The 16,395-nt window shown below is 68.3% G+C and carries 17 protein-coding genes and 1 pseudogene; 6 read left to right on the forward strand and 12 right to left on the reverse strand.

Annotated elements, in window-relative coordinates; translation table 11 throughout:
* Positions 1 to 11 precede the first annotated feature (11 nt).
* A complete protein-coding gene (gene istB / locus GXP74_RS02555) occupies positions 12 to 782 on the reverse strand; it encodes an IS21-like element helper ATPase IstB (RefSeq protein ID WP_182449778.1) in 771 nt (256 codons plus the stop codon).
* Positions 779 to 2,194 (reverse strand): IS21 family transposase, encoded by a 1,416-nt coding sequence (gene istA / locus GXP74_RS02560; RefSeq protein ID WP_182449779.1) that lies wholly within the window; start codon positions 2,192 to 2,194, stop codon positions 779 to 781. The genes istB and istA overlap by 4 nt, the downstream gene beginning before the upstream one ends.
* Positions 2,195 to 2,544: 350 nt before the next feature.
* Between istA and GXP74_RS02565 the strand changes: the two genes are divergently transcribed.
* Entirely contained in the window at positions 2,545 to 3,066 is a 522-nt protein-coding gene (locus GXP74_RS02565) for an STAS domain-containing protein (RefSeq protein ID WP_182449780.1), read from the forward strand.
* A 12-nt stretch (positions 3,067 to 3,078) separates the two neighbouring features.
* Here the strand turns inward: GXP74_RS02565 and GXP74_RS02570 are convergent, their stop codons facing one another.
* Positions 3,079 to 3,549 (reverse strand): MarR family winged helix-turn-helix transcriptional regulator, encoded by a 471-nt coding sequence (locus tag GXP74_RS02570; protein ID WP_182449781.1) that lies wholly within the window; start codon positions 3,547 to 3,549, stop codon positions 3,079 to 3,081.
* 65 nt (positions 3,550 to 3,614) lie between these two features.
* On the opposite strand from GXP74_RS02570, the gene GXP74_RS02575 reads away from it, so the two are divergent.
* Complete coding sequence (locus GXP74_RS02575) at positions 3,615 to 4,166, forward strand: carbonic anhydrase (RefSeq protein WP_182449782.1); 552 nt, start codon at positions 3,615 to 3,617, stop codon at positions 4,164 to 4,166.
* A gap of 727 nt (positions 4,167 to 4,893) precedes the next feature.
* Positions 4,894 to 6,213: pseudogene (locus tag GXP74_RS02580) on the forward strand (IS1380 family transposase).
* Positions 6,214 to 6,372: 159 nt separating this feature from the next.
* Here GXP74_RS02580 and GXP74_RS02585 read toward each other — a convergent pair.
* Both GXP74_RS02585 and GXP74_RS02590 read right to left on the reverse strand, forming a co-directional pair.
* Entirely contained in the window at positions 6,373 to 7,977 is a 1,605-nt protein-coding gene (locus GXP74_RS02585) for a tyrosine-type recombinase/integrase (RefSeq protein WP_182449783.1), read from the reverse strand.
* Positions 7,974 to 8,633, reverse strand: a complete 660-nt coding sequence (locus tag GXP74_RS02590; protein WP_182449784.1) for a helix-turn-helix domain-containing protein — start codon at positions 8,631 to 8,633, stop codon at positions 7,974 to 7,976. Before GXP74_RS02590 ends, GXP74_RS02585 begins: the two co-directional genes overlap by 4 nt.
* A 91-nt stretch (positions 8,634 to 8,724) precedes the next feature.
* Here GXP74_RS02590 and GXP74_RS02595 point away from each other — a divergent pair, with 91 nt between their 5' ends.
* Entirely contained in the window at positions 8,725 to 9,003 is a 279-nt protein-coding gene (locus GXP74_RS02595; protein WP_182449785.1) for a hypothetical protein, read from the forward strand.
* Positions 9,004 to 9,059: 56 nt separating this feature from the next.
* Here the strand turns inward: GXP74_RS02595 and GXP74_RS02600 are convergent, their stop codons facing one another.
* From GXP74_RS02600 to GXP74_RS40010, 7 genes are all read right to left on the reverse strand, one after another.
* On the reverse strand, positions 9,060 to 9,365 hold the full coding sequence (locus GXP74_RS02600) for a MazG-like family protein (RefSeq protein ID WP_182449786.1): 306 nt from the start codon (positions 9,363 to 9,365) through the stop codon (positions 9,060 to 9,062).
* 80 nt (positions 9,366 to 9,445) lie between these two features.
* The gene (locus GXP74_RS02605) at positions 9,446 to 9,946 is read right to left on the reverse strand and encodes a hypothetical protein (protein WP_182449787.1); all 501 of its coding nucleotides are present in this window, start codon (positions 9,944 to 9,946) and stop codon (positions 9,446 to 9,448) included.
* Positions 9,943 to 10,896 (reverse strand): nucleoside 2-deoxyribosyltransferase, encoded by a 954-nt coding sequence (locus tag GXP74_RS02610; RefSeq protein WP_182449788.1) that lies wholly within the window; start codon positions 10,894 to 10,896, stop codon positions 9,943 to 9,945. Before GXP74_RS02610 ends, GXP74_RS02605 begins: the two co-directional genes overlap by 4 nt.
* Before the next feature lie 25 nt (positions 10,897 to 10,921).
* A complete protein-coding gene (locus tag GXP74_RS02615) occupies positions 10,922 to 11,764 on the reverse strand; it encodes a carbohydrate kinase family protein (protein ID WP_225447669.1) in 843 nt (280 codons plus the stop codon).
* Positions 11,757 to 12,581: a hypothetical protein gene (locus GXP74_RS02620; RefSeq protein ID WP_182449789.1), complete on the reverse strand. Its 825-nt coding sequence runs from the start codon at positions 12,579 to 12,581 to the stop codon at positions 11,757 to 11,759. The genes GXP74_RS02615 and GXP74_RS02620 overlap by 8 nt, the downstream gene beginning before the upstream one ends.
* Positions 12,578 to 13,288 (reverse strand): hypothetical protein, encoded by a 711-nt coding sequence (locus tag GXP74_RS02625; RefSeq protein ID WP_182449790.1) that lies wholly within the window; start codon positions 13,286 to 13,288, stop codon positions 12,578 to 12,580. Before GXP74_RS02625 ends, GXP74_RS02620 begins: the two co-directional genes overlap by 4 nt.
* Positions 13,272 to 13,967, reverse strand: a complete 696-nt coding sequence (locus GXP74_RS40010) for a hypothetical protein (protein WP_225447670.1) — start codon at positions 13,965 to 13,967, stop codon at positions 13,272 to 13,274. Before GXP74_RS40010 ends, GXP74_RS02625 begins: the two co-directional genes overlap by 17 nt.
* On the opposite strand from GXP74_RS40010, the gene GXP74_RS40015 reads away from it, so the two are divergent.
* The gene (locus GXP74_RS40015; protein WP_225447671.1) at positions 13,959 to 14,288 is read left to right on the forward strand and encodes a hypothetical protein; all 330 of its coding nucleotides are present in this window, start codon (positions 13,959 to 13,961) and stop codon (positions 14,286 to 14,288) included. The genes GXP74_RS40010 and GXP74_RS40015 overlap by 9 nt on opposite strands.
* Before the next feature lie 714 nt (positions 14,289 to 15,002).
* Positions 15,003 to 16,391: a hypothetical protein gene (locus GXP74_RS02635; RefSeq protein WP_182449791.1), complete on the forward strand. Its 1,389-nt coding sequence runs from the start codon at positions 15,003 to 15,005 to the stop codon at positions 16,389 to 16,391.
* Positions 16,392 to 16,395: the final 4 nt, after the last annotated feature.

The raw sequence follows: 16,395 nt of genomic DNA on the forward strand, positions 1-16,395 counted from the left end.
TGATCAACCGCTCAGGCGACATCGGCCTCCCGCTCGATAGCTTGGAGGCGGTTCTTGAGGCGGTAGCTGTTGCCGTTGATCGCGATGACTTCGCAGTGGTGCAGGAGCCGGTCGAGGATGGCCGTGGCCAGAACCTCGTCACCGAACACCTGTCCCCACTCACTGAAGGTCTTGTTCGAGGTCAGGATGATCGAGCCCTTTTCGTAGCGCTTGGAGATCACCTGGAAGACCAGGTTCGCCTCGGCTCGTTCCAGGGGCTGGTAGCCCACTTCATCGACCACGAGGACGCTGGGCCGCAGGTAGGTGCGGAGCTTGCTGGTCAGCTGGCCGGTGGCCTCGGCGGTCTTGAGGTGGCGGACCATGTCGTCGAGGCTGGTGAAGTAGATCGAGTAGCCGGCCCGGCAGGCGGCGACCGCGAGGGCAACGGCAATGTGGGTCTTGCCGACCCCGGGCGGGCCCAGCAGAGCGGCGTTGGCCTTGGCCTCGACGAAGGAGAGGGTCGCCAGGTCCTTGACCTTGCGCGGGTCGAGCTCGGGCTGGAACGAGAAGTCGTAGTCGTCCATCGTCTTGTGGTGCGGCAGCTTCGACAGCCGCAGTCCCTGGCGGAACCGCCGGTCGTCGCGGACCGCGAGTTCCTCGGACAGGACCAGGTCGAGGAAGTCGACGTAGCCCATCTTCGCCTCGTCCGCCCGCTTGGCGTACTCGTTCAGGCTCTCCACGAGGTGGGGCAGGCCGAGCTTGCCGGCCATGGTGCGGATGCGGTTGCTGACCAGTTCGCTCAACAGGGTTCCTCTGCGCTCGGGTGGGTGGTGAACGGGCGGGTGCCGGTCAGCTCGTCGTAGACGGACAGCGGTCGCCGGCCCACCTCGACGCGGGCAGCGGCGGCCCGACTGAGCAGTGCCCGCAGCGGACCGTCCTCCTCGCGCAGGGCGAGGCCGCGGCGGGGCCGGGGGTCGTCACCGGTCGTGGTGCGGCGGCCCTCCCCGGTGGGCAGGCCGTCCCAGTGGCGCTCGTCGACGATGCGGGCACCACGTCCCACCGCCCTGGAGTGCACGGCCAGCAGGGTGCCGCCAGTGGTGTCGGGGACAGTGGAATGGAGTATGACCTGGAACTTCGTGACCCGGACCTCGACCAGTTGGCGCGGGCGGACCTTGCGGGCGGGCACCGAGTAGAGGTTGGCGTCGAAGGCGACCAGGCAATCCTTGCCGACATGCCGCAGGTGCCGCTGCGCGACCACATAGGGTGCGCGGGGCAGCGGCCGCAAGGCCACGTGGTCGCGGATCGCGCGCAGGCCGATGACCTCGCCGTGGGTACCGTGCACCCGCGCGCGCCGGACCGGCACCCACGCGGTGAACGCGGCGTCGAGTTCCTCGGTCGAGGAGAACGCCCGGCCGGCCAGGACGTGGTCGCGCACGATGGCCACCTGCCGCTCGACCCGGCCCTTGCCCTGGGGGCGGTAGGCGGCGAGCACGTCGATGTCGAAGTCGTAGTGCCCGGCGAACGCCACCGCCTCCGGGTGGAGCGGGACAGCTTCGCCCGGGGCGACGTGTCGGCGGACCACGGTCTTGGTGCGGTCGTAGACGATGCTCATCGGCACTCCGCCGAAGTGCGCGAACGCCTGGCGGTGGCAGTCGAAGAACGTCGCCAGGTCCTGGCTGGTGGTGAAGCAGCAGAAGGGGTCCCGTGAGTACGACAGCGTCATGTGGAATGAGTAGACCTTCGGGATGCCGACGTGGGCCAGGATCCGTCCCTCGTCGCCCCAGTCGACCTGGGCCTGGGCGCCCGGCACGACCTCGAACCGGCGGTGCAGGCCCGCCAGCTCGCCGGGGTTGATACCGAGCTCCCCGGCGATCCGGGGCCGGGCCTCCTGCAAGTAGATCTTGACCCGTTGGTAGTTGATGGCGAACCCGTACTCCTGGGCCAGTCGCTCGTGGATCACCGCTCCCTTGAGCAGGATCTCGGACCGCAGCATCGCGTCGATCAGCGGAGCGACCTCATCCACCGCCCGTTGCCTGGGCAAGGCGCCGGACTCCCGTTGCGGTGGCGCGGCCGGGACCTCACCCGACAAGTACTTGGCGACCGTGCGGCGATTGAGCCCGGTCTCCTTCGCGATCTGCCGCTGGCTCATCGCGCCCGACTCGTACAGGGCGCGAAATCGCCTCAACTCCAACCAGCGATGTGGGTCCAAGACCACGGCCAGCCGCCCCTCTGCCACCCGAACGGACAACAGCAGACTCGCGGACACCACCCCGCCACCGCATCACTTCTGGAGCACAATCACCCGTACGAGGTGGCGCATGTTCGCTCGTACGCCGACACTGGGCAGCGGTACGACGTCGAAAAGCTCCCCGTGCATGCACACGTGAAAGGAATCCGGCGGTGAAAAGCTGTAGTGCCATCCCCTCTTCCGGTCTCCGGCAGTTGCAGACCCGCGTCGTCCGCAGGGGCGTGGTCTCAGAGGGAGTCTTCTCTCCGATCGGCGAACGCGGCCCCACCCCACGGCGGCGCGAAGCGCAAGCCCGTCGGACCTGCCGGACCTGTGCAGTGGCCGAGCAGAGCGCCGTCTTCGCCGACGGGACTGGACGGCTCCAGGGTGTGTGGTGGGCCGACCGCACGTCAGCGAGCAACGACGCGCGACAGTCCGAGAGCGACACGAGCGCCCCCACCCCGGTCACGCCAGCTCTGCCCTGGACCTGCGTCCCCCTGACGACCACAGGTCAGCGCGTGCCTGGCGGGCTCGTTCTGCACGTGAGCGGAGAACTCGACCTTGACTCCGCGTCGACCCTCGAAGCCGCCGTCACCGCCCACCTCGGCGTTTCGCCGTTCGTACTCACCCTGGACCTGAGCCGCACCACCTTCATTGACTGCGCGGGACTCGGAGCCCTTCTGCGGATCAGCGTCCAAGCCTCTCACTCGCCCACCCTCGTGCTCCTGGGCCCGGTCAGCCCGATCGTCTCCCGCCTCATCGCCCTGACCGGGGATCCCTTCGCACCCACCCGAGGCTACCGCCGGACCGTGCCCTCGAGGCTCCCTGTCACCGACCGGCGCCTGCCGCGAGAGCGCTGACCGGCTTCCCCCTCAATGCGTCTGCTGGTCAAGGTCGAGCGCGGTCAGCCACCGATCGAGCGTTGCAACGGCATCTGTGTCAACCGTCCCACTGATCCATGCCTGTGCCCGGTGCCAAGCCGGTTCGGCATCGGCGAGTGCCTGGCGGCCGGCGTCGGTGACGGTGACGCGGGTCGTGCGGCCGGCCGAGGACGTCGCTGCGATCTGCACGAACCCGCGGTGCGTCAGGAGATCGAGGTTGCGGCTGATCGTCGAACGTTCCAGGCCGAGCCAGCCGGCGATCTCCGACGGCCGCGCCGGTGCGTTGAAGAGCACCATCTCGGAGAGAACCTCCAGCTGGGGAAGGGTCAGCCCGCACTCTCGCAGCTCCGCCTCGAAGCGCCGTGACACCAGCCGGTGCAGGCGGGCGATCCGCCTGCCCAGGCACCGGTCGGCCATCCAGAGCACCTGCTCATGGGATCCCCCAGCGGGCTCGTGTTGCATATGCACCTCCTGCGTGTATTGTAGCCCCAGTTGCAAAAGTTGTAGATACACCAAAGGAGAATCACATGTCTGAGTTCAGCGAGCTGCTTGAGCGAAACCGGGACTTCGCGTCGAAGGTCGATCTCAGGATGCTGGCCATGCCCGCGGCGATGCCCGACAGGCAGCTGTTGGTCCTCACCTGCGTCGACCCGCGCGTCGAGCCCGCCGGCTTCCTCGGGCTGGGGATGGGCGACGCCGGAGTGCTCCGCAACGCGGGAGGCCGCGTCGACGACCGGGTGATGCAGGACATCGCGTACCTCGCCATGCGGCTGGGCGTGCGGATGGACGTCGCCGTCATCCATCACACCCAGTGCGGAACCGGCATGCTGGCGGAGTCGGCCTTCCGCCGCGCTTACGCCGGACGCACGGACCTCGACGACGCCGACCTCGCCGCGAAGGCCGTAACAGACCCGGCCGGGACCGTACGCACGGACATAGCCAAGCTCCTCAGCAGCCCACTGCTGTCGAGCGACCTGGTCGCCTCTGTATCCGGCCATGTGCTGCGCCTGGAGACCGGACTCGTGGAGACGGTCGTCGAGGCCGCCGCACTGGACCAGCCGTACACCGCGCAGCCCTGACAGGCCCCGGTCGTGAAACCGGTACAGGTCGACGCCGTCGTCCCGCAAGTAGCCACGCGCGAGCAGGTCGGCATGGCATCGGCGGGTGGTGATTCACCGCCCGTCTAGTGGACCGGCGGCTAGGACGAGGAGCCTGGGCAAACACCCTCCGGCCCCAGTCACGCAGCGCGGACAGGCCGTCGGGAGCCCGGTGGATGGGTGCGGTCGGCACGCCCCGCAGCCACCGGAGACCACACCTTGTCGGCCTGTTCTCTCGCTGGCCGGTACGTCGACGCTGAAAGTGGTGCCGGTCGACGTTGCAACGAGATCGCCTAACAGTGAGACGAACTCCGGTCGCTGCCATGAGACAAAGAGGCATGACCCGACTCGGTCGAGAAACCGCGCAAGCAAGCGGATCTCAGCTACTGGACCTCGGGCTTTGCGAGGAACAGCAAAGCGTGAGGGCGACCGGACCACGTCGCGTCCGGCTGACCGACGTGAGTCTCGACAGTGATATCCGAGCGCTGTTCGGGGCCGCCACCGAGGAATGCCTCAACTTGGATCCACCGATCAATGATCGGGGCGGCGAGGGGCTGACGCAGAGAGGTGCCCGCTGACCTGGGATGATGGGAGTTCTCACGCTTCCACCAGGCCCGATCAGCAAGGCACCTCGTAAGTGAAATCTTCCCACACTGCTGCGGCAACGCTCGCGGCGTTCGATGACCCGAATCTCCTGGCCTTCGGCGGCCTGGCCCCGGCGGTGCGGTTGGCCGAGCGCTGCGGCCTGAGCGTGCTGGCTGGAGCGAAGGTGCAGTTCAAGGATGCCGCGAACGGTGCCGGGGCGGCCGTGGGCGCGAAGGTGGTGTCGCTGGTGGCGGGGATGCTGGCGGGGGGCGGACAGCATCGACGACACCGACGTCCTGCGGCACGGGGCCATGGCGCGGGCGTTCACCGGGATCCGCGCGCCGTCCACACTGGGGGCCTTCCTGCGCGCGTTCACCTGGGGCCATGTGCGGCAACTGGAGTCTGCCGCAAGGGCATTCACCTGCAACCTGACCGGGCACTGCAACCTGCTGGCCGGCAGCGACCAGGTCGTGCACCTGGACATCGACTCGAAGGTCAAGCAGGTCTATGGGGCCGGGAAGCAGGGCGCGGAGTTCGGCTACACGAAGGTCCGGGGTCTGCACTTCCAGATCGTCACCGCCTCCGCGCCGCTGTCCGCGCCGGTGATCGTGGCCACCCGCCTGCGCAAGGGCTCGGCCGGCTCCGCCAAGGGTGCCGCCTCCCTGATAGCCGAGGCCATCAAGACGGTGCGGGCGATGGGCGCCACCGGCACGATCACGGTTCGCGCCGACTCGGCGTTCTTCTCGCACAAGGTCGTTGACGTCTGCCGTCGCAACCAGGTTCGATTCTCGCTCGCCGTCGCGCAGCGCAAGAAGGTCCGCGAGGTCATCGCCACGATCCCCGAGACCGCTTGGACGGCGATCAGGTATCCAAAGGCGATCTGGGACCGGGACGAGGAACGCTGGGTCTCGGACGCGGGGGTCGCCGAGATCCAGTACACCGCCTTCATCGGCAAGGCGAAGCGATTCCGGACCGCCGCACGACTACTGGTGCGGCGGGTCAAGCGCCTTAACGAAGCCGGGATTCCGGACGGGCAGGGCGAGTTGTTCACCGTCTGGCGGTTCCACGCGGTGTTCACCGACTCGCTCCTGCCCTTGGTCGAGGCCGAGGCGGACCATCGCCGGCACGCCATCGTGGAACAGGTCTTCGCCGATCTTGAGGACTCGGCGCTGGGGCATCTTCCCTCGGGGAAGTTCACCGCGAACACCGCCTGGCTGACCCTGGCCGCCGTCGCCCACAACCTGACCCGCGCCCCCTGGGCACCTTGGCCTCCGACTTCCACGCCAGGGCCCGCAACGGCACGATTCGACGCCAACTCATCAATATTCCAGCACGGTTGGCCGCCGGCGGCCGCACCCTGACCTGGCACCTTCCAGAGCACTGGCGCTGGCGGGAAGCATTCGCCGACCTGTGGACAGCCGTCGGCCACCGACTGCGAACCTGACCGACGAGCCCACCCGACCACCCACGACCAAGGACCACGGAGACCCGCCACCGGGACGGCCACCCGGCGATCCACCCTGCCCACCAGCAGAAACACTGCGCAATCCGCCCCGGAAATCACACAACCGAACTCATCGAATACGACTCTGTGGATCCAGGCTCAGGCGGTGCGTTCCTCGGCCGACTCCTTGACCTTCCGGGGCGGGGTCATCCTTGGTCGGGCAGGAGCGGCCTCGGCGTCCTTCACGACCGTGAGGGGCTTCCGGGCCCGAGGCACGAGCTGCACGACCTTCTCGGCGGCGTCGCGCGCGAGGTCGTCCAGGACGGCCTGGTAGATGTCTCGCGTGACCCGGGTATCCGAGTGGCCGAGCGTCTCGGAGACGACCTTGATGTCCACCCCCGCCGCGAGCATGAGCGTGGCCGCGACGTGGCGAAGGTCGTGGAGGCGAATGGGCGGCAACCCAGCAGCCTCCACCAGGCGCTCGAAGAGATCGGACACCTTCCCCGGGTGGAGGATCGAGCCGTCCTCCTGGGTGAAGATGCGGCCGGTGTCGACCCACCCGTCACCCCATTCGAGCCGCTCCTGCTGCTGACAGGCCTTGTGGGTGAGCAACAGCTGATCGGTCTCGTCGTCGAGGGCGATCAGGCGTATGCCGGAGTCGGTCTTGGGAGCGCCCTCGTGGATCTCCCAGCCGTCCTGCACGAGCTGGGTGGCGATGGCGAGGGACTGCGCGGAGGCCGAATGGTCGACCCAGCGAACCCCGCACGACTCACCGCGCCTGGTGCCACGGAAGGCGATCAGCCGCCAGAACGGGTACAGCCTGTCCTCGGCGACGTAGTCGAGGAACCGACCGGTCTGCTCGGGGGTCCAGACCATGACCGGCGAAGGCTTGACGCGGGTCTCGCGCCAGTGGGCGATCCGTTCGTCGGTCCAGATGAGGGCCTTGGGCTTGCTGCCCGGCAGCAGCTCCACGTGCGCTGCGGGGTTGAAGGCGGGCATCACCTGTTGGGCTATGGCGATGTTCAGGGCGGCCCGCAGGGTGTCGCGGATGTGCGGCTGCGTGTTGAGACCCGTGATGCGCCGGAAGGGCGGCATCGCGTCGAGTTGGGCCTGGAGCCACCTGCGGCGGGCCCTGTTCTCCGCGCCCTTGGTCGGTGTGGCCTTGAGTTCATCGCGCACAGCGCGCCGCTGAGCGTTCTGCTCCTGGATCTCGATGTTGCGCTCGTTGATCAAGTCGAACATCGTGTTGATGTGGTGCACCCGCAGCTTGTCCAGCCGTAGGTGGCCGAGGTGCGGCTTGAGGTGAACGCGTATGTCGCACTCGTAGCGGGTCACGCCTCCCCGACGGAGGCGCTTACGTCCGGCGAGCCAGGTATCGAGCCACTCGCCGATGGTCGTCTTGGAGTTGAGCGTTTGTCCGGACTGGAACCGGCGACGAGTCTCGTCGTAGTCCGGGAGCGGTTCCTTCTCTTTGAGGCAGCTTTCGATGAGGTCGCTGATCTGGGTCTTGCCCCAGGCGTCGTCCTCCTCGGGGATAGCCATGAGAGCGCGGACCTTGTCCAGCTCCTCCTGGGCCTTGGTGGAGGAGTCGAAGCCGCCGCGACGGAACCGGCGTCGGCGGCTGTCCTGGGCTGGATCCAATTCCTGGAAAACGGTCCAGACCCCGTGCCGCCGCGACGTGAGCTTGGGGCACGAGGCACCGAGATCCTTGCCAGTCTCCGGGTCCGTGCACCGGCACCGCCGGGTTGTGGTGCCGTTCTTCATTCGCCATCTTCCGGGTGGTTAGGTATTTCAGGCTGGTCGACGAAGGCCAGTTCGTCGGGCAGGGCCGGGGGCGTAAGGCCGCGCTCGCGCATCCGGCCCCGGAACGCCCGAAGCTCCTGGGCGTCCTCGAATGCGTGCTCCTCGTAGCCCTCGGCGCGCTGGAGGAGGGTGGCTCTACGAGCCCGGTCCAAGGTGGTGCTCGCCGCTCGCCGCCGTTCTCTGGCCAGGGCGTAGGAGGACGTCGCGGCAGCCACTAGATCACCGTGGTGGCGGAAGGCGTCGAGGGTGTCCCGCGCGCTGCCTTCGGGAGCGGCTTCGTCGAGGGGGGTCTCGCCGGTGAACCACGCGACGGCGTCCCATGTGGACACCTCCCGGCCCGGGAGAACCTCGACGGTGGCCGAGGTGCCGAGCGGGAAGAGGAGAGTCACTGGTGGGACGCCCAGGACGTCAGCCAGGACGAAGAAGTCGGCGATGGTGATGCTTGTCTTGCGGCCGGATTCCAGGTTCTTCATCGAGTGCTCGGTGAACTCCGGCAAGCCGCGGTCGGCACAACCCTGGGCGACCTCGGCCATGGTGAGGCCGACGGCCTTGCGCGAGTCCCGCAGCCGCTGGGCGATCCGACCGGTGAACGCTGTCGGCCATTGGTCATGTGTCATGGTGACACTTTAAGTGCCTGAAAGGCGCTGCTGCAACTCCGTGATACACATATGGCGTCACCACGACACCAGAAACCCCCAGGAGGGCATCATGAAGGTATCTGAGTCATCCGATGAGGGGCGAGGGCTTACCGGCGACGAGCTGCTCGCCCTCCCTGCCGTGATCGACCTCGACACCTCGAACCGGGCGCTGATGATCGGCCGATCCACCGGCTACGGACTCGCCAAGCTGGGGCAGTACCCGGTCAAGGTCCTTCGGCTCGGAAATGCCTATCGAGTGGTGACGGCAGACCTGCTGAAGCTGCTGGGGGTGGAGCGCCACCAGAGTGAGGGCGGCGGCAGAAGCGAGAACCACAGCCTGGCCGCGTAGCTGTGCCCGTATATATGCAGGTTCACGCTCGCAGAGCACCGCAGATCAGTGGGGGCTCACGCCTCGCTGGTTCGAATCTGTGCACCGTGCTGGTTACGCTCGTACGTACGTCGCGTGTTCTTCTCGATCTTCCGGGCTACCTCGGAAGCGAGGTCCACGCCGTTCATCTCGGCCAGCGCCGTCAGATAGAGGAAGACGTCGGCCAGTTCCTCCCCAAGGTCGGGCAAGCCCTTGCGCCAGGCGGTGAAGGCTTCGCCTACCTCGGCGCTGAGAAGGCCGAACTCCAAGGCCACGTCTGTGGTGTTGAACCCTTTGAGGTTCTTGTTTTCCCAGGCGAGCTTCTGGGCGGATCCGATCTCCAAGACTCCTCCGGCGCCGGTGCAGCTGGTGCTCCCGAAGCCTAGCGGGAGCAGTTTGCTGGCGCGTCTACTTCTCTGCGCAGTCACCCGGTCGAGGGGAGTTCGAGAGTTGTGGTGTCGACGGTGAGCACACGGGCGTAGTCAGCGAGGGTGGAGAAGACGCGCTCGTAGCCGGTAACCAGAGCAGACACTTCGTCCAGGCTGACGGCCTCACCGTCGCGCGAGAGAAGCCGCTGGCGGATGACGGCTGCAGGTGCGGTCAGGTGAACGAGCACTCCGGAACGCTCGATCACGCTCTCGGCGAGATCGATGGCCTGGCTCCAGTTGATTCGGGACCGGCCTCGGTGAAGTGGGCCGTAGACGAGTTCACTGATGAAGCACCGGTCAAAGAGGATGGGTCCGGTCCCGGCGAGGATGCCTCGGTAGCGGCTGGCCAGGTCGAGGTGGTCCGGTGTCTTGGGGGAGTGCACTACAGCGAAGCCGTGGTGAGTCGATAGGCGCTCGGCGAGCGTGCTCTTGCCGACCCCATCGCAGCCTTCGAGGACCAGTGTCTGGTGCTCGCCGGCAATCTCATCGAGGTTCATGCGGCAAGCCAGGACAGGACGGCCTCGCCGTTGTCGAGGTGGGTCTCGGCCGCGTACTGGATCATGAGGTTTCGCCAGTTGGGCTCGCGGCCGTGGGCGTGCGTGAACGTCGGGCGCGGCTGGAAGGCCGCGATCCGTACGCCGCTTGCCACGGCCGCGCCGATGAGCAGGGCGGTTCCCGGAGGCGTCTCCGGGCCGGAGACGTCGGCCAGAAACCGGGCAGCAGTGCACACCGCGGTCAGGTCAGCCAGAGCCCCGGCGATCGGGTCCGCTGCGGTGAACCGCGCTGGCACCACCACGGTGTGCCCGGCATCCACACAGGCTTTCGCCAGGTGATCCCGGCCCCACGCTGTGTACGGCGACGCCTCGACGTAGACCGGTGCACCGATAACGGCAGGCGCCCCCACGAGTTGGGGAGCGCGGTCGGGGAGGTCGAGGAAGGCGTCGACGGCTGCGTCGAGGGCTGTGCTGGTCTGGGCGGTGTTGCGCGACCGGAACCCCGTGAATCGGGAGTGGGCCGGGACCGATGGCAGGGCAGGTGCGCCGAGTCGGGTGACGCGCACGATGCTGGTGGCCACGGCCTGAAGGAGGGGGTCGGGGAATTCGAGTCGGTGGCCGGCCTCGGTCAGGGAGTAGGTCTGGAAGTCGGTGGTGACCAGGATGACCGGGATGCCGGAGGCGGCAGCGTAGCCGATCTCCATGCAGACCCCGTCGTCGAGGCTCGGGCCGTGCAGGAGGGCGACCATGGCGTCGAGGTGGCCGAGGCGTTCGCGGTCCAGTTCGAACAGGCGGCGCCCTTTCACCTCGGCGACCAGGTCCTCCTCGTCGGTGTCGCAGAACGGCAGGAAGACGTGCTCGGGGCCGGCCTTCGCGGCGACTCGCCGGGCGAGGTCGGCGGCGAGGGCGCGATCGTGGGCGGCAAAGAGCCGGTGGGCTATGTAGACGGACACCGGGAGAAGCCCCCCAAGTCGGTGGTCAGGCGCGGCGAGGCGCGGGGATCGGAAGGGGAGGGGCAGCGATGTGCCGGGATGCGGCTGCTGTCGCTTCTGCCAGCGCCAGGGCAGTCGTCGCGCCCTGCGCGCGGAGCGTCAGGAAGGTACCGGCCAGGGTGTCTCCAGCGCCCGCGACCTCGCGCGCAGGGTGCGGCGGGGGAACGGCGTGGGCGGTCTGCTGTCCGAAGCGCCGTACCACGGCGGCGCGTGGGCCGTCGGTGACGATCACTTCGCGAAGGGTGCTGGTGTCGACCACCTGTTCCAGGAGCCGGTACTCGGCCGCGTTGACGAACAGCGTCGTCGCCATCGGCAGCCAGCGGGCGGCTACCTGGATCATCTCCTCGGCGCTCGGCAGGAAGAAGTCCACGCTGAAGGCACACCGGTGCTGAACGAGTTGACGCAGAACCAGCTCCGCGTCCAGGGGGCGGCGGCAGCAGACGTGGTAGGTGCCGCGCGGATGCTGGTCGATATGCCTGAGCGCGTGCGAGGTCAGGCCGTCGGCCACTCCGTAGTCGGAGTGGACGGCCACCAAGTCGCCCACCAGGTCGTACCGCAGGTCGAAGGTGGTGGAGGCTCCGTCGCCCTGGACGCTCGCGGACCAGTCGATCCCTTCGAACTCCGGGGACAGCGGAAGGTGGGCGAGATCGTCGCCGAGCACGCAGACCGGTGCGGCCCGGCCGCCGGCACTCACCACGGCCACCGCGAGCAGCACTGCCGCGCCGCCGAGCCGTGACCCGCCCCGGTGGTCCGGGTAGTGGGTCACGTCCCGGCTGATGTTGCCGATCACGTCGAGCCGTTCCACGGTCTCCCCCAGCGGGTCATGCACGACGCGTGCGGTGCGAGCAGTCGACGACTCGCGTGCAGACCGGCCGCCGACGGCAGACCTGCGGGGCTGGGCCGTTGAGGTACAGGCGTTTGAAGTAGATCAGCACGAGGTGCACCCACCAGGTCGGTTCCACTCCGTCGGGGATGGTGACCCGGTACCCGTGCTCGGCGATCAGCGCGCGGAAGTCGGCGGAGCGGGCGTGCACGGCGGCCTCAAGGACATGGCGCATGCGTTCGTGGGCTGCGGAGCCGGACGGAAGGGCGAGGCCCAGCGCCGGTGCCAGCCTGGTGACCATGCCGGAATCCACCGGGATGATTCCGCAGTGGTACCCGCGTGCGGTGAGCAGCGCGCACTGGGCGACCTTGTACGACGCTCCCCGGACACGCTCCGCGAAGTCGGCCACCAGGTCGTCGCTGTCGACTGTGTCGGCGGTCGGGTCGACGCCCTCCTTGTCCCAGCTGCGGAGAAGCTCGGCAAGGGACCGCAGGTAGTCGATCCGGGCCTGCGGCAGGCCGATGGGCCTCGCCAGCGAAGCGAGTTCGGCATCCTCGGCGGCGATGAGGCTGTCGAAGCCCTGGGCGTCCGCCGAGGCGATCACCCGTGCATAGGTCTCCACCATCCGGTAGGAGACCCGGGTGGACCAGCCGGCGGCGAGCATCCGCACGCGGGGGTCGCTGATCGAGGTCGGCCACCACCGGTTCTCGTCGTGGTTGGCCTCGACCGCCGCTCGGACGTCCGGTAGGCCAGCGGCGCGAGCGACCAACCGGTGGGCGCGCCGGACCTCAAGCGCTGTCGCCTTCGTGCGCTCCGTCGTCATGAGGCAACTCCAGCACAGGCGCGGGCGGCCAGAAGCGCGATGGCGAGGTTGGATGAGAACACCGGCTTCCTGAACCGGCGCTCCAGTTCACCCACTACCGGCAGGGTGTGCCACCCGGTGCACGACAGGACCATCGCGTCGGCGGACGCGACCGCCTCCTCCGGCAACCGCTGGACCAGACCGAGGATCCGGTCCGGGGTCACGTCGGCATAACCGTCGTCCAGACCCAGGCTCGCGAAGGCCAGCACCTCGACGCCGGCCTCGGAGAGCGCCACCGCTTCCGCCGCGGTCACCAGGTCCGGGTAGGGCGTGACCAGCACGATGCGCCGCACCGCTGCCCCGGCGAGAGCCTGCCGGAGGGCGTCGAAGGCGGTGAGCACGCCGCTCGGCAGCGGCGGGCCCTCGGTGAAGCCCGCCGATGTGCAGGCCAGGACCACTGTGTTGAGTGAAATGTGAGACAAGGAATCCAGGGCCTGCGCTGACGCTTCGCGCAGTCCGCGCCAGAACGAGGCGTCAACCGCCGTCGTCCGGGATGGGGGTACGAGCCGAGCGTGGTGAAAGACCGTGTGGCGCAGGCCGAGGCGGGCCAGCTCGGTCTCCACCGCCACGTTGGCCCAGGGCAGCAGGAGCCCCGCGCGGACAGTACGGTCCGCCGCCGCGTCCAGGGCGGCCAGAGTGGCAAGCGAGCCGTCAGGAAGCTGCTGCAACGCGCTCTCCAAAGATCATGCGGGGGGCGTGCCCGGTGACCATCAGGTCGCCGGTCGTGCCGAGCGGAACCGCTGCCTCGCGCTCGACGATCTGGATGGAGTACGAGCCCAGCCGCCGCCACCAGGTGCCGCCCTGGCCGATGAAGTAGGAGTGCAGGCCGGGCACGCGCAGCCCGGTCGGATACACCCGTTCCTTCATCGGCTGGTCCCAGATGTAGTCGATGTCCGCCTTCCATGAGGGGAAGTGCTCAGTCGAGGGCAGCGGTTCCAGCTCGCCGAGCGCGGCCAGAGGGGTGCCGGGGAAGGCCCTCGCCAAGCGGACATTGGTGCGGTGGCACAGCAGGCCGGCGTCGAGGATCCCGGCCAGTCCCCGCAGGTTGGCGACGTGGGTGCCATGGGTCTCGCCGGGCAAGCCGTAGATCAGGTTCAGGCCCGGAAGGAGCATCGGCAGACCGCCAGGACCACGGGCGGCACCCGCCTCGTTCACGTGCTCGACGGCACGCACCAGGATCTCAGGCGTGCAGGTCAGGGTGTTCCGCTCGATGACCACCGGGTCGAAGCTCTCGATGCCCATCGGCGCGCAGTTGCCCTCAGTGCAGTAGTCCGCCACCAGCTTCGCGATCCGAAGGCCCACAGGCGCGGCGACAGCCAGGGGGTCCGCGTTGTCGATGTGGAGCACCTCCAGCTCAGGGCAGCGCTCCCGGATTCCGCCCAGCAGGGCACGGATCGCGTCCTCGTCCCGGTTGCGGTAGGAGAAGAAGCAGGTCTGCTGGCCGAGGCGGAAGTTCCGTACTCCGGCCGCGTAGAGCTGGGCGGCCTCGGCGACGACGTCGTCGACATCGCGGAAGGCGACGAGGGGGACTTCGCCGGTTCGTTGCAGAAGTCGCAGAACTTCCTCCGGGTGCAGCCGCGGTACAACTCCATCTCGGCGATCGGGCGCCAGGGCATCTGCTCGACCAGGCCGGTGAAGGACTCGCGGTCGCGCTGCATCTGCCGGTAGTCGGCCGGACGGTGACTGCCGAGCAGTAGGTCGCCGGACGTCACGGTGTGGGTGTGGACGGCGTCGAACAGCCCGGCGTACTCCGCCGGAGCGGACAGGGCGTAGGTGGACAGCGGTCCCAGCAGGTACCGGCGCCCGCGCGTGCAGGCGAGCGCGCGGGCGATCTCCTCCAGAGACCCGTTGACGGCGTGCAGGTGGACAGACGGAACTGCGTCTCCGGCTACGACAACCACGATCTCGGCATCCCGCAGGAGCTGAATGGCAGCGTCGCGATTGGCGGTAGTCGAATACGTCAACGGATCGCTCTGGGGCGGATCGACGGCGGGCTTGCCGCCTGCCAGACACCAGCGGACGTCGTCAATGGTCAGGTACCGCACGTCCGCCTCCGGCCGCGCGCGCCTGAGCGCCGACCAGGCGTTCCGGACGTAGGTCGACAGGTACGGCGGAACGCCGAGGCCGCTCGGCTCGACTGTGAAGCAGTCCAAGATCACTACAGGCTGCATGGTGTTCTCCCTCCAGTACTGAGGGCATCGGCGATGTTCCAGCGGCGTCTTCGCCGGGAACTGCTGTCTGCCCGCAGCCCTCTCAGTCTCAGCGCTGGGAGGGCTCCGGAGGAGAGAGCGGCAGGGTTGTTCGGTTGTACGGGGGTTGCACTCTCATGGCTCTGTGTCCAAAGCCTGGGACAGAGGGTGATCCACCAGGCATCATCTACACATGGCGAGTGTGAGGGGGACCAGCGAGTCCAATACCGCTGCGTTTGCGGCTGTCCTCTCGGAGGCCGGCTGCTCAAATGCGGCCCTGGCCCGCAGAGTCAACGAACTCGGTGCGCTTCAGGGGATCGTGACCCGCTACGACAAGGCATCGGTGACGCGGTGGCTGCAAGGGATGACTCCCAAGGGCCGCACCCCTGAGTTCATCGCCGCTGCGCTGGCGAGCTTCTTAGGTCGTCCCGTTGCCCCCGTTGACATCGGCTACGCAGAGCAGCCCCAGAAGCCGGTGGTTTCCAGGGCCTTGACGTACCGTGAAGACGTGGGTGAAACACTGCACACGCTCGCGGAGCTTGGCTCCACCGATGTCTCGCGGCGCAGCCTCCTCGGCGCGGTGCCGTACATCGCGACTGCCCTCCTGGACCCGCAACGGCAATGGCTGCTGTGGCTACTGGAGGACGAGCAGGCTCCCCGGCTCGCGGCAGTCGCAGGCAGTGGGCCCGTCGAGCAGGTCCAGGCGATGATCGAGATGTTCGACGAGATGGACAACCGCTTCGGCGGAGGCGGAGTCCGGGAAAGCATCGTGCACTACCTGAGCACCAAGCTCGTGCCCATGCTGCAGCAGCGTGACCTGCCCACTCACCAGCGTCGACTGCTCTACACCTCGGCCGCGAAGTTGGCGGCGATGGCTGGCTGGTGCTCGTACGACTCCGCAGACTACGGACTGGCGGAGCGCTACATGATCCAGGCGCTCAGATTGTGCGCCGAGGGCGGCGACCGAGTACTCGGTGGTCAGATCCTGGCCGGCATGTCCCACCTCGCCACCAGTCTGGGGAACCCCACCGAAGGAGTCTCACTGGCACGGGCGGGTATCGCGACCGCCAGGTCGGCGGGCAGCCCCCTCGGGCTCATGCGCCTGCACGCCATGGCGGCCCGCGGCTACGCGGTTCTCGGCGACTCCCGCCAGGCTACGGCCTCCCTGCACGCGGCCAGCGGACGACTGGAGATCAGCAAGGGACCGGCCGAGGAATCCCCCTGGGTCCGCTTTCTGGATCACCACTATCTGGAAGCCGAGGCCGCCCTGGTCCACCGCGACCTCGGCGAGGCGGCTCAGGCCGAGCGACTCGCCATGGCGTCCGTCGAGGCGAACAGCGAACGTCGCCGTCGCCAGGCGATCAGCCGCTCGGTGCTCGCGACGGCGTTCCTCCAGCAGGGCCGCTTGGACGAGGCAGTCGGAACCGCGAGTACTTCTCTGGATCTGCTCGCTGGAGTTCACAGCGAGCGCAGTGTGCAGGCCCTGCGCGACTTCCGCGCGCGCCTCGCCCCGCATCGAGCCGAGCCGGTCGTCCGCGACTTCGACCGGAAGGCGCGGCCGATACTCGGCACAGCCGCCTGATCGC

This window comes from Streptacidiphilus sp. P02-A3a (assembly GCF_014084105.1).
Taxonomy (GTDB): domain Bacteria; phylum Actinomycetota; class Actinomycetes; order Streptomycetales; family Streptomycetaceae; genus Streptacidiphilus.

What these genes read in the sequence shown, in the direction of transcription:
- GXP74_RS02590 (WP_182449784.1), bottom strand. Translation starts at nt 8,633, where the DNA reads ATGACACATGACCAATGGCCGACAGCGTTCACCGGTCGGATCGCCCAG.
- GXP74_RS02635 (WP_182449791.1), top strand. Translation starts at nt 15,003, where the DNA reads ATGGCGAGTGTGAGGGGGACCAGCGAGTCCAATACCGCTGCGTTTGCG.
- GXP74_RS02575 (WP_182449782.1), top strand. Translation starts at nt 3,615, where the DNA reads ATGTCTGAGTTCAGCGAGCTGCTTGAGCGAAACCGGGACTTCGCGTCG.
- GXP74_RS02570 (WP_182449781.1), bottom strand. Translation starts at nt 3,549, where the DNA reads ATGCAACACGAGCCCGCTGGGGGATCCCATGAGCAGGTGCTCTGGATG.
- GXP74_RS02620 (WP_182449789.1), bottom strand. Translation starts at nt 12,581, where the DNA reads ATGACGACGGAGCGCACGAAGGCGACAGCGCTTGAGGTCCGGCGCGCC.
- GXP74_RS02585 (WP_182449783.1), bottom strand. Translation starts at nt 7,977, where the DNA reads ATGAAGAACGGCACCACAACCCGGCGGTGCCGGTGCACGGACCCGGAG.
- GXP74_RS02605 (WP_182449787.1), bottom strand. Translation starts at nt 9,946, where the DNA reads ATGAACCTCGATGAGATTGCCGGCGAGCACCAGACACTGGTCCTCGAA.
- GXP74_RS02595 (WP_182449785.1), top strand. Translation starts at nt 8,725, where the DNA reads ATGAAGGTATCTGAGTCATCCGATGAGGGGCGAGGGCTTACCGGCGAC.